The 12154-nt window shown below is 67.8% G+C and carries 11 protein-coding genes and 1 riboswitch; of the genes, 6 read left to right on the top strand and 5 right to left on the bottom strand.

The window, feature by feature from the left end; genetic code table 11:
• Nucleotides 1-253 precede the first annotated feature (253 nt).
• Complete coding sequence (locus AB0H50_RS06585; RefSeq protein WP_357447917.1) at nt 254-1354, bottom strand: CaiB/BaiF CoA-transferase family protein; 1101 nt, start codon at nt 1352-1354, stop codon at nt 254-256.
• Nucleotides 1355-1617: 263 nt separating this feature from the next.
• Here AB0H50_RS06585 and AB0H50_RS06580 point away from each other — a divergent pair, with 263 nt between their 5' ends.
• Both AB0H50_RS06580 and AB0H50_RS06575 read left to right on the top strand, forming a co-directional pair.
• Nucleotides 1618-2100: a DUF456 domain-containing protein gene (locus AB0H50_RS06580; protein WP_357447914.1), complete on the top strand. Its 483-nt coding sequence runs from the start codon at nt 1618-1620 to the stop codon at nt 2098-2100.
• A gap of 152 nt (nt 2101-2252) precedes the next feature.
• Nucleotides 2253-3200: a hypothetical protein gene (locus tag AB0H50_RS06575; protein WP_357447911.1), complete on the top strand. Its 948-nt coding sequence runs from the start codon at nt 2253-2255 to the stop codon at nt 3198-3200.
• Nucleotides 3201-3338: 138 nt separating this feature from the next.
• Here AB0H50_RS06575 and AB0H50_RS06570 read toward each other — a convergent pair whose 3' ends face one another.
• From AB0H50_RS06570 to AB0H50_RS06560, 3 genes are all read right to left on the bottom strand, one after another.
• Nucleotides 3339-4553 carry an O-succinylhomoserine sulfhydrylase gene (locus AB0H50_RS06570; RefSeq protein ID WP_357447908.1) on the bottom strand — a complete coding sequence of 405 codons (1215 nt, stop codon included), beginning with the start codon at nt 4551-4553 and terminating at the stop codon, nt 3339-3341.
• Nucleotides 4550-4966 carry a rhodanese-like domain-containing protein gene (locus AB0H50_RS06565; protein ID WP_357447905.1) on the bottom strand — a complete coding sequence of 139 codons (417 nt, stop codon included), beginning with the start codon at nt 4964-4966 and terminating at the stop codon, nt 4550-4552. Before AB0H50_RS06565 ends, AB0H50_RS06570 begins: the two co-directional genes overlap by 4 nt.
• A 15-nt stretch (nt 4967-4981) precedes the next feature.
• Nucleotides 4982-5096: riboswitch (SAM riboswitch) on the bottom strand.
• Nucleotides 5097-5131: 35 nt separating this feature from the next.
• The gene (locus AB0H50_RS06560) at nt 5132-5581 is read right to left on the bottom strand and encodes a hypothetical protein (protein WP_357447902.1); all 450 of its coding nucleotides are present in this window, start codon (nt 5579-5581) and stop codon (nt 5132-5134) included.
• Between the two features lie 486 nt (nt 5582-6067).
• Between AB0H50_RS06560 and AB0H50_RS06555 the strand changes: the two genes are divergently transcribed.
• From AB0H50_RS06555 to AB0H50_RS06540, 4 genes are all read left to right on the top strand, one after another.
• Nucleotides 6068-7423 carry an FAD-dependent oxidoreductase gene (locus tag AB0H50_RS06555; protein ID WP_357449330.1) on the top strand — a complete coding sequence of 452 codons (1356 nt, stop codon included), beginning with the start codon at nt 6068-6070 and terminating at the stop codon, nt 7421-7423.
• Nucleotides 7424-7637: 214 nt separating this feature from the next.
• Complete coding sequence (locus tag AB0H50_RS06550; RefSeq protein WP_357447900.1) at nt 7638-8507, top strand: amidohydrolase family protein; 870 nt, start codon at nt 7638-7640, stop codon at nt 8505-8507.
• A 280-nt stretch (nt 8508-8787) separates the two neighbouring features.
• Nucleotides 8788-10077 (top strand): glycosyltransferase 87 family protein, encoded by a 1290-nt coding sequence (locus tag AB0H50_RS06545; RefSeq protein ID WP_357447897.1) that lies wholly within the window; start codon nt 8788-8790, stop codon nt 10075-10077.
• Between the two features lie 154 nt (nt 10078-10231).
• On the top strand, nt 10232-10885 hold the full coding sequence (locus AB0H50_RS06540; RefSeq protein WP_357447894.1) for a class I SAM-dependent methyltransferase: 654 nt from the start codon (nt 10232-10234) through the stop codon (nt 10883-10885).
• Nucleotides 10886-10956: 71 nt separating this feature from the next.
• Here the strand turns inward: AB0H50_RS06540 and fgd are convergent, their stop codons facing one another.
• On the bottom strand, nt 10957-11967 hold the full coding sequence (gene fgd, locus AB0H50_RS06535) for a glucose-6-phosphate dehydrogenase (coenzyme-F420) (protein WP_357447891.1): 1011 nt from the start codon (nt 11965-11967) through the stop codon (nt 10957-10959).
• Nucleotides 11968-12154 lie beyond the last annotated feature (187 nt).

Raw genomic sequence — 12154 nt, 5'->3', positions numbered from 1 at the left:
GCGATGCGTGCGTGGCCTGGTGGTCGTCCGGCGCGATATGTGCGTGGCCTGGCGTGGTCGCTCGATCGAGGTCAACGCGTCCGTCATGGTCGCTCGAACGAATCGAAGCGCGGCATACGGCGAGCGTCGGTATGCCGCGAATTGCTATGCCGCCAATGTCGCACGCCGCGCATTGCCGCAGCGGACCGATCGGCGGTGCGCGACAGGCGAATGCCCCGTGGTCGGTCGGCCACGGGGCATCCGCAACGAAATATCAGTCCGCCCAGACGGATTCGATCGGCGTCGCCTCGGTCGGAGGCGGCGTCGGGATCGCGGCCGGGGTGCGTGAGAAGCGCGGCGCGGGCGCGTGCTGCACCACGCCGTCGATGTCGACCAGCCCGTTGCGCGCGGCGATGTGCGCGTTCTCGGTGGCCTCGGTCAGCGTCAGCACCGGAGTGGTGCAGGCGTCGGTGCCCTCGAAGATCGCGGCCCACTCGTCGCGGGTCTTGGTCTTGAACTTCTCCGCGAACAGCTTCTTCAGCTGATCCTGGCCGTTCGGGTCGATCTGCATCGGCAGACCTTCCTGGTCGATCTCCAGACCCTTCAGCAGCTCGGCGTAGAACTGCGGCTCGATCGCGCCGACGGCCATGTACTTGCCGTCGGAGGTCTCGTAGGTGTCGTAGAAGGCCATGCCGGTGTCGAGCAGGTTGGTGCCGCGCTCGTCGGACCACAGGCCGACTCCGCGCATGCCCCAGATCATGTGCGAAAGGGCAAGCGCGCCATCGATCATCGCCGCGTCGATCACCTGGCCCTTGCCGGAGCTCTGCCGCTCCACCAGCGCGGCGAGGATGCCGAACACCAGGAACATCGAGCCGCCGCCGAAGTCGCCGACCATGTTCAGCGGCGGCACCGGGCGCTCGCCCTTGCGGCCGATTGCGTTCAGCACGCCGGTCAGTGAGATGTAGTTGATGTCGTGACCGGCGCGGTCGGCCAGCGGGCCGTCCTGGCCCCAGCCGGTCATCCGGCCGTAGACCAGCCGCGGATTGCGCGCAAGCGCCTCGTCGGGGCCGAGGCCCATGCGCTCGGTGACGCCGGGACGGAAGCCTTCGATGAGCACGTCGGCCTTCTCGATCAGCCCGAGCACCTTCTCGATGTCGGCCGGGTCCTTGAGGTTCGCCTCGATGATGGTCCGGCCGCGCCACTGCGGACGCTCCATGAACCCGGGCAGCAGATTCGGCCGCTGCACCCGCACCACGTCGGCGCCGAGATCGGCCAGCAACAGCGCGGCGTGCGGACCGGGGCCGATACCGGCCAGCTCGACAACTTTGATGCCCGCGAGCGGGCCCTGCTCGGTGGCGGTGGATGGTGTGGTCACGCCTTACCTCGGTTCGTCGTTGATCCCTGCGCACCGCCCGGCGGTGCGGTCCCCCGGGCATCGCCCGCGGATGTATTGACAGTATGACAATAACGCCGCCACTTTCTATCGGAACCCTCCGTCGTGCACCGGACGGCCCGGTAGGCGAGAATCCCAGCAGCGTGCCAATGCGCGGAAACGGGAGGGAACCAAGCGGTGAGCGAGCGAATCATGGGTCAGCGGGTCAGGCACGTGCCGAAGTCGGGCACCAGCGAGGCGCGGGCATGAGCGTGTGGGGCGAGGTCGTCATCGGCCTCCTGATCCTGGTCGGACTGCTCGGCATCATCATCCCGATCCTGCCCGGCGTGATCCTGGTCTTCGGCGCCATCCTTGCCTGGGCGATCATGACCGGCGGCGCGACGGCATGGACCGTTTTCGCGATCAGCACGGTCTTCCTGGTGCTCTCCGGGATCATCAAGTACACCTGGCCCGGTCGCAAGATGAAGGACGCGGGCGTCTCCAACCGAGCCCTGCTCCTCGGCGCGGTGCTCGGCATCATCGGTTTCTTCGTCATCCCGGTCGTCGGCCTGTTCGTCGGTTTCGTCCTCGGCGTATACCTCTCCGAACTCCAACGCCTCGGCCGCAACCAACCCGCCTGGCAGGCAACCAAACACGCCCTCAAGGGCGTAGGCCTCTCCATGCTGATCGAACTCCTCGGCGCCCTCCTCGCCACCGCCACCTGGATCACCGGCGCCTTCATCGCGTAGTTCCCACACATCCCACATACGCCTCGCATAGCCAGTGCCTGTGTGAGGCGTATGAAAAGTATGTGGCGCCCAGGTTATCCCCAGGCGGGAGTTGTCCACAGGTGCTAGTGGATCAGGGGAGGACACGTGCGCGAAGGGTGCAGGATCGAGCCATGGACGCACCCTTCCCTGTTTCCCGATGTCGTGCGGTGGCAGCGGGGTTCACCGATCGGGAACTGCACGGACCAAAATGGCGGAGGGTGCACCGCGGCGCGTATATCCAGGCGAAGCAGACCGAGGGTCTGTGCCTCGAAGAGCGCCACTTGGTGCTGACTCGAGCCGTCGCGGCGGGCGCGAGTCACGAGGCGGTGGTGAGCCACGTGTCGGCTTCGGTCGCGCACGGATTGACGCACTGGAACGTCCCGATGGGCCAAGTCCATCTGACGCGCGATCGGTCCACGGGCGGCCGCGTTACCCGTCGGGTCACGGTGCATGCGACGCGCATCGAGCCGGACGAGGTGGTGCGAATCGACGGACTGCGGGTGACCAGCGCGGCCAGAACCGTCATCGACCTGGCTCGCACTGTCCCGTTCGAACAGGCGGTAGTCATCGGCGACAGCGCACTACGGCTCGGAAAGACCACGCGCGCCGAACTATCCGGCCAACTCGCCCGCGCGGCAGGGCGCCCGGGGGCACCCGCCGCACGTCGGGTCGTCGAGTTCTTGGACGGTCGCTCCGAAAGCGCGGGCGAGTCACGCAGCCGCGTCGTCCTGGATGTCGCGGGCCTGCCTCGTCCGGAACCGCAAGCCGTCCTCGAATCCCCGAGCGGGCGATTCATCGGACGCGTCGACTTCCTCTTTCCCGCCCTCGGCGTGATCGGCGAATTCGATGGCTTGATGAAATACGGCGCGGCCCTGCGCGGCTCGCGCACGGCGGAAGAAGTCGTCGTCGCCGAGAAGGCCCGCGAAGACGAGTTGCGTGCTTTCGGCTGGCTCGTCGTCCGCTGGACATGGAGCGACCTGGACACCCCTGCTCCCTGGCTGGGCCGCCTCAGGCGCGCCGCGACGATCGGCAACCCCGCCCACCTTCTCGGCACCTGGGTGCCAAGCGAGCGAATCTGATGTCGCCACACACCTTGCACACGCCTCACATAGGCGCTGGCTATGTGAGGCGTACGCAGGGTGTGTGGCAGCAAGTTGTCGGCACGAAAGCAAGAGCCGCCCAGCGTTTGTCGGCGCTGGGCGGCGTGCGCGAGGCCCCTAGCTCAGGGCGTGGTCGAGGTCGGCGAGGAGGTCTTCGACGTCCTCGAGGCCGACGGAGATGCGGACCACGCCGTCGGAGAGGCCGATGGTGGCGCGGCCCTCCGGGCCCATGGCGCGATGGGTGGTGGTGGCCGGGTGGGTGATGAGGGTCTTGGCGTCGCCGAGGTTGTTGGAGATGTCGATGACGCGCAACCGGTTCAGCACCTCGAAGGCGCGCTTCTTGCCCTCGTCGGCGGGCGCGTTCAGCTCGAAGGTGACCACTGTGCCGCCGCCCGACATCTGGCCGCGCGCCAGGTCGTACTGCGGATGCGATTCCAGGAAGGGGTATTTCACCCAGCTGACCGATTTGTTGGACTCCAGGAAGCGCGCGATCCGCAGCGCCGACTCGGTGCTGTGGCGCACCCGCAGCGGCATCGTCTCCAGACCCTTGAGCAGGGTCCACGCGTTGAACGGGCTGAGCGCGGGGCCGGTGTGGCGCATGAGTGTCTTCACCGGTCCGTCGATGTACTCCTGCGAGCCGAGGATCGCGCCGCCGAGGACGCGGCCCTGGCCGTCGATGTGCTTGGTGCCCGAGTACACGATGACGTCCGCGCCGAGTTCGAAGCCCTTCTGCAGCAGCGGAGTGGCGAAGACGTTGTCCAGCACCACTTTCGCGCCCGCGGCGTGCGCGAGCTCGGTGACCCGGCGCACGTCGACCAGGGTCTGCATGGGGTTGGCCGGCGTCTCGAAGAACACCGCGGTGGTCGGCACCGACAGCGCCTGCTCCCACTGGTCGAGGTCGTCACCGTCGACGAACACGGTCTCCACGCCCCAGCGCGGCAGGATCTCGTTGCACACCACGAAGCAGGAGCCGAACAGGCTGCGCGCGGCCACCAGCCGATCACCGGCGCCGAGCAGCGCGCCGAGCGCGGTGAACACCGCCGACATGCCGCTGGCGGTCGCGAACGCCGCCTCGGCGCCGTCGATCAGACGGATCCGCTCCTCGAACATGGCAACGGTCGGGTTGCCGTAGCGGGAGTAGACGAAGTGCTCCACCTCGCCGGTGAACGCCGCCTCGGCCGCCTCCGCGCTTTCGTAGACGAAACCGGAGGTGAGATAAAGCGCCTCGGAGGTCTCCTCGAAGCCGGAGCGGCGCAGGCCGCCGCGTACGCCGAGGGTGGCGGGGCCGACGCCTTCGGGCAGCGGCTTGTCGAATGCGCCGCCGGTGATCACGACTGCCGCCAGGGCAAGCCGGTGGCGCGCCAGCCGGTCGCGCCGCGATGTCCGGACGTGTCGAGCGAGCCCTCGAAGCCCTCGATGACGTTGTAGGACGGTCCGATGCCGAGCTGGGTGGCGACGGTGGCCGCGTGCGCCGAACGCTGGCCGGAGCGACACAAGAAGACGACGGGCGCCTCCGGGTCGCGGCCCTCCAGCGCCTTGCTCAGCTGCTCGGTGAACTCCGGGTTGCGCGCGCCGGTGCCGTCCACCCATTCGATCAGCACGGTGGGCCGCTCGATCGAACTGGTGTCGGGCACTCCGACGAAGCGCCACTCCGCCTCGGTGCGCACGTCCACCAGGACGGCGGCGGGGTTGTCGCGCAACACCTCCCACGCCTGCTGCGGGGTGATGTCACCGGCATAACTCATCTGGAACCTCCTGTGAATCCGCACTTGCCGCACCAGGTTCGGTGCGCGGCCAGGTCGTCACCCGGAGCACCCCACCGCGGAGGAGGGTTGCCGACCAGCCAGCCGGGGCTTGGCGCTGGTTCTCATGACCTAGTGACTGAGATTGCCTGCACCGAGGTCACCGTGTCAAACATTGCAGACCAGCCATTTGCCGTCCGACCTGGTGAGGTTCCAGGTCGCGGTGTGCTCCTTGCCGTCGACCTTCGTGGTCACCGTGGCCTTGGCCCGATCGCCGTTCATGGTCTGATCGGTGACGGCGATGAGTTCGATTGTCTTGCCGACGCCTTCCTGCCCGGCCAACGGCGACTTGGCCGGGTCGAAATCGGGGCAGCCCGTACCGGGTGGCGGCACCATGTCGGTGTTGTTGGCGCCCTCGACGAAATTGCCGACCGCGCTCGCGATCTTCTCGGCCTCTGTGACATTTTTCTCAGCGGGCGAGAGCACTCCGCCGAGCCCGATGGCCACCAGCACGACGACGGCGAACACGGCCGCGCCCAGGAACGGCGCGATGGAACGCTTGTCGGTCTGATCGACGACGATCGGTTCGCTTTCGTCGGGGGAATGCTGCTCGGTCATGGATCGATCATCCCTGGTCGGCGCGGGTATCCGACGCCCGGCCCCGTCATTGGCCGCGCGGACCCCGTACCGGCCCGAACGACGCCGCTATGGTGGAGAAGGGGGCGAACCGGTACGACGCTCGCGCAGGTGGGCAGCCAGCCGGTTCGCCGCACCGGCGCGGGTGATCACGGGCGGCACCGATAGAATCGCGAGATTGAGATCTGCTGCCGTAGCCATATGGCAGTGCACCGTCGTAGCGACCTGGGGACCGTGGAGCCACGAGCCAGCATCACCAGCGCTCGTGGCGCAGGGTGCAAACAAGCGGTCCGTCAACTTAGCCTAAGCTAAGACGGACGCCATTGAACGTTTCGACCATAAGGGTGCGCGTAAGAGATGACCGAACAGAGTGCAGCATCAACGAGCGGTGTTCCCGGGCCCTCCGTGGTTACGCAGGCTGCCTCCTCCGGGCCTGACGCTGACACCGCGGCGACCCGCCCGCTCCGCATTGCGATCGTGGGCGCCGGACCGGCCGGGATCTACGCCGCCGACGCGTTGATGAAGTCCGATGCCGACGTGAGCATCGACCTGTACGAGCGTATGCCCGCTCCGTTCGGGCTGATCCGCTACGGCGTGGCTCCGGACCATCCGCGAATCAAGGGCATCATCACCGCCCTGCACAAGGTGCTCGACAAGGAGCAGGTGCGCCTGCTCGGCAACATCGACTACGGCACCGACATCACCCTCGACGACCTGCGTCGTTTCTACGACGCGGTGATCTTCTCCACCGGCGCCAACGCCGACCGCGCGCTGCCGATCCCGGGCATCGATCTGGACGGCTCCTACGGTGCGGCGGACTTCGTGTCCTGGTACGACGGGCACCCGGACGTGCCGCGCTCGTGGCCGCTGGACGCGGAGAAGGTCGCGGTACTCGGCGTGGGCAACGTGGCGCTGGACGTGGCGCGGGTGCTGGCCAAGACCGGTGACGAGCTGCTGCCGACGGAGATCCCGCCGAACGTCTACAACGGACTCAAGGCCAACAAGGCCGTCGAGGTGCACGTGTTCGGCCGCCGCGGCCCGGCGCAGGCCAAGTTCACCCCGCTGGAGCTGCGCGAACTCGACCACTCGCCGACCATCGAGGTCATCGTCGATCCCGAGGACATCGACTACGACGAGGGTTCGGAGGCCGCGCGCCGCCACTCCAAGCAGGTCGACATGGTCGCCAACACCCTCGAGCAGTGGGCCATCCGCGATCAGGGCAACCGCCCGCACAAGCTGTTCCTGCACTTCTTCGAGTCCCCGGCCGAGGTGCTCGGTGACGAGAACGGCAAGGTCGTCGGTTTGCGTACCGAGCGCACCCAGCTGGACGGCACCGGCAACGTCAAGGGCACCGGGGTGTTCAAGGACTGGGACGTGCAGGCGATCTACCGCGCCGTCGGCTACCTGTCGCAGAACATCAACCAGCTGCCGTTCGACGACCAGGCGGGCACCGTGCCCAACGAAGCGGGCCGCGTCATCGCCGACGAGAACGCGGACGGCCCGGCGCGCTACCTGCCCGCCACCTACGTCACCGGCTGGATCAAGCGCGGCCCGGTCGGCCTGATCGGCCACACCAAGGGCGACGCCAACGAGACCATCGCCTGCCTGCTGGACGACGCCCCCGGCTTCGCCCCGGCCGAGAACCCGGACCCGCAGGCCGTCCTCGAATTCCTCGAGGGCAAGGGCATCCCGTTCACCACCTGGGCGGGCTGGTACCGCCTCGATGCCCACGAGCGCGCACTGGGCGAGCCCGAGGGCCGCGAGCGGGTCAAGGTCGTCGAGCGCGAGGACATGCTCCGCGCCAGCGAGCCGCACAAGGTGTGAGCAGGTTTACCTGCTGAGGTGTAGTTCTCCGCTTGTGCACCTGCCAACGGATGAGACCGGGTTGTCTGTGCGCCGTCTACGCACAGGTTCACCGCCCCTGGCTGGTGAACCTGTGCGTAGAGCGTGCACGAGCAGCCCGGTCTTTCCCGTTGGAGGTACCCATCCAGAGAACCTCCCCATGGAAAGGTTCACCCGCCCCTGGCATTCTGTACAAGTGTTCGATGCCCATGTCCACATCATCGATCCGCGGTTTCCGCTGATCGAGAACGAGGGCTACCTGCCCGACCCGTACACCATTGCCGACTATCGAAAGCGGATGTCCCGCTTCGACATCGGCGGCGGGGCCGTGGTCAGCGCGTCGTTCCAGGGGACCGATCAGACCTATCTGAAAGCGGCGCTTGCCGAGCTCGGCGAAGGATGGGTCGGCGTGACCAGGCTCGACCTGGACGCCTCCGACGAGGAGATCCTCGAACTCGACCGCGTCGGTGTGCGCGCGCTGCGCTTCAATCTCAAGCGTGCCGCCGCCGACATCACCCAGATGACATTGCAGGCGCTGCGCGCCCACGAGCTCGCAGGCTGGCATGTCGAGCTGTACATGGACGGTCAGATGCTGGCGTCGCTGCAACCGGTGATCTCGAAGCTGCCGGCACTGTCGGTCGACCATCTCGGGATGTCCGACGAGGGCCTGCCGTACCTGCTCGATCTCGTCGACCGCGGCGCCCACGTGAAGGCCACCGGTTTCGGACGGGTCGCGATGAACGTCGCCGACACCGTGCGCCGCATCCACGCCGTGAACCCGCAGGCGCTGATGTTCGGCACCGACCTGCCAGGCACCCGGGCGGGACGGCCGTTCAGGGACGCGGATGTCGACCTGATCTGCGACGTGGTCGGCGTCGACATGTACGCGGTCCTGGAGGACAACGCCCGCGCGTTCTACCACCTCCCGGCCAGGGAGCGTCAGGCGGACGACCCCGCCCCGACGCTGCCGCTGCACCGCACGGAGCAGCCGACCCTCCCGCTGCGCCGAGACGAACTGCCGAGAATCGAACCGGCGGATACGATTCCGTTCCCCGCGATCGAATGAGTCTGCGGCGCAGCTGATCGGCGCGGTCCGAAGCTCGAATTCGCTGCCGCGCAGGCGATGCCCGTCGACTCGGCCGCCACCGGCCGGACGGCGGCGGTTATGGTCGAAGTCGATGAGGCTCGGTAACGAAAGTCGCTGTGAAGCCTCCGTCGACACGGAGGACCATCCCGACGCAGGCATCGATCGGTTGCCTCGACACGGCTCGAACACGGCTGTGCGCAGGCGTTTTCCATCGTCTCGGGCAGCTCGAAGACCGGGCGCCGTGCGCGGGTCCGCCTGCGTGAACACCCGGGTCACGCCGTCGACTCCGCGCATCGCATCGCCGACCAACGCGACGCTGCTTCTCCTGCTCGCCTGCGCGATCGCCGCGGTGACGCTGATCTTCACCACCGTCGATCCGTGGCTGGACAAGGCGGGCATCCTGGTGGGCGGGCTCGACGTGCACGTCTATCGGGATGGTGCCTCGCGCATCCTGCACGACCAGCCCCTCTACACCGAGCCCACCCTCCGCGGGCTGCTCTACACCTACACCCCGTTCTCGGCGATCGTCTTCCTGCCGACCAACCTCATACCTTGGCAATACCTCAGCTCCATCTGGCTGACGCTCAACCTCGGCGTGCTGTTCGGCTGCATCATGATGAGCTGGCGGCTGCTCGGCTACCGGTTCTCCGGGCGACTGGCCGCGGGGAGCGCCCTGCTCGCGCTCACCTGCACCTTCATCGAACCGGTCCGCACCACGCTGTTCTACGGGCAGATCAACCTCATTCTCATGCTGCTGGTGCTCTGGGATTTCTCGCGCGAGGAACGCGGGGGTACCTCCGCCTCCGCGCCGGACGTGCGCGGGTTTTCGACGGCCTTCGTGCGTCTACCGAGACTGCGCGGCATCGGCGTCGGCATCGCCGCGGGCATCAAACTCGTGCCGCTCTATTTCGTCGTCCAGTTGCTCGCGTCGCGGCAATGGCGTTCGGCGGGCACGGCGGCGCTGACCTTCGTCGCCTCCATCGTGCTGACCTGGTTCGTGCTGCCCGCCGATTCCAGCACGTACTGGACGACGACCTTCTTCCAGTCCGAGCGCATCGCCCCGGACACCCACCCCGCCAACCAATCCCTGCGCGGCGTCCTCGCCCACCTGGTGCACGGGCCCGCGCCGCTGTGGCTGTGGCTGCTCCTCGCGTTGCCGGTGCTGGCCGCCGGCCTGGTCGTCGCCACCGCCCTGCATCGGCATGGGGAACGGCTGCTCTCGGTCACCCTCGCCGGCCTGACCGCTTGCGCGGTCTCCCCGTTCTCGTGGGGGCACCACTGGGTGTGGTTCGTGCCCCTGCTCGTCTACCTGGTGCACCGGGCGCAGGTGAACCCGCGCTGGTGGATCGTCGCCGCCGTCCTGTACCTGTGGATCGGCGGCTGGACCTACCGCTGGAGCGAAACCTGGGTCAGCGTAGGCGTTTTCCTGCTGCCGCCGTCCTGGCCCGCCGCGCCGCTGCTGATGAACGCGTACGTCATCGCGTACCTGGTGGTGCTCGGCGCGGCTGCGCTCATGGTCCGCCGCCTCGCCCGGTCCGCCGCGGAGTAGATGGGTCCTCACAGAGGCTTCACACGCTTCGCAGAGGTTGCGGCCCCTGCGAAGCGTGTGGAAGGTCTGCGAGGGTCAGCCGAGCTTGCCGAGGCGGGGACCAGGTTGCGCGTTGGTGTTCCGTTCCGCGCGGTCGGTGGCGATGATGGTCGGCATGCGGATTGCAGATCGTTTGTGGGACTCGGTCGCCTCGCAGTTGGGACGGCCGCATGGGATAGCCGGACGCGTGGTCGGTCGAATTCTCAACCGCGGCAACTACACAACCGTGGCCGCCGCCGTCGCTGCCACGGAAGCGGGTGCGGGCGCGACGGTGGCAGATGTCGGTTTCGGTGGCGGGATCGGCCTCGACGAGTTGCTGGCCGCGGTCGGCGAGACGGGCACCGTGCACGGCTTGGAGATCGCGCCGACCATGCTCGACCAGGCGGGCAAGCGGTACCGCGCCGAAATCGCCGCGGGTCGACTCGTGCTCCACGCCGGGGCCATGCACGAAATGCCCTTGGCCACGGCCTCGCTGGACGCGGCGATCAGCACCAACACCGTCTACTTCATCGATGACCTCGGCGCAGCGTTCGCCGAGCTCGCGCGGGTGCTGCGCCCATCGGGCCGGGTGGTGCTCGGCGTCGGCGATCCCGCCGATATGGCCCGAATGCCGTTCACCGAGAACCGATTCCGGTTGCGGCCGATCGCCGAAATCGTCGAACACCTGCAGGCCGCAGGCCTCGTACTCCGAGAGGACCGCCGTATCAGCAACGGCCGCATGCAGTTCCACCTACTGGTATGCGAAAAGCCGCACACCCAGCCGAAGTAGGTCTTCGCAGAGACTTCACACGCTTCGCAGAGGTTGCGGCCCCTGCGAAGCGTGTGGAAAGTCTGCGAGGGTCAGCCGAGCTTGCGGAGGCGGGGAGCCAGGTCGCGCTGGAAGAGGTCGAGGAAGCGACGCTGGTCGTGGCCGGGAGCGTGGAAGACCAGGTGGTTGAGGCCCGCGTCGAGGTAGGGCTGGATCTGGGCGACCGCCTCGTCGGGGTCGCTGGCGACGATCCAGCGCTTGGCGATCTGCTCGATGGGCAGCGCGTCGGCGGCGGCTTCCATTTCGATCGGGTCGGTGATGCTGTGCTTCTGCTCGGCGGTCAGCGAGAGCGGCGCCCAGAAGCGCGTGTTCTCCTGCGCCAGTTCGGGATCGGTGTCGTAGGAGATCTTGATCTCGATCATCCTGTCGATGTCGTCGACGGTGCGGTCCGCCTTGGCCGCGCCCTCCGCCACCGCGGGCATCAGCTTCTCGGTGTAGAGGTCCATGCCCTTGCCCGAGGTGCAGATGAAGCCGTCACCCGCGCGGCCCGCGTAGCGCGCGACCAGCGGTCCGCCCGCGGCGATGTAGATCGGGATGCCGCCTTCGGGCACGTCGTAGATGGACGCGCCGACCGTCCGGTAGTACTGGCCGTCGAAGTCGACGCGGTCGCCGGTCCACAGCGCGCGCATCAGGTCGACCGATTCGCGCAAACGGCCGAAACGTTCCTTGAATTCCGGCCATTCGCCGGTGTAGCCGGTGGCGATCTCGTTGAGCGCCTCGCCGGTGCCGACGCCGAGCATGACGCGGTTCGGGTACAGGCAGCCCATGGTGGCGAAGGCCTGCGCGATCACCGCGGGGTTGTACCGGAAGGTCGGCGTGAGAACCGAGGTGCCGAGCTGGATGCGCTTGGTGCGCTCGCCGACCGCGGCCATCCAGGCCAGCGAGAACGGTGCGTGCCCGCCCTTGTGCCGCCAGGGCTGGAAGTGGTCGCTCACCGTGGCGCTGTCCAGGCCGTGCTCCTCCGCGAGCACCGCGATCTCCACCAGTTCGCGCGGTCCGAACTGTTCCGCCGACGCCTTGTATCCGAGCTTCAGATCACCCATGTGCGCCACTCCTGTCGCTTCGCTGTGCGGATGCGGCCTTCCGCATCCCGTCGGTCGTTCGGACGCGCCGATCGGTGCCGCATCCCGTGGGCTGAGCGAGATCGCTCCGCCGCATCCGACGGACGGGCACGCGCGATCGGGTTCTCGCACGGCCTGCATCGACCATAGTCACGGCGGTGGCGGGGTG

Origin of the sequence: Nocardia sp. NPDC050793, assembly GCF_040654065.1 — a bacterium.
Classification (GTDB): Bacteria; Actinomycetota; Actinomycetes; order Mycobacteriales; family Mycobacteriaceae; genus Nocardia.
This window is presented reverse-complemented; position numbering and strand designations above follow the sequence as displayed.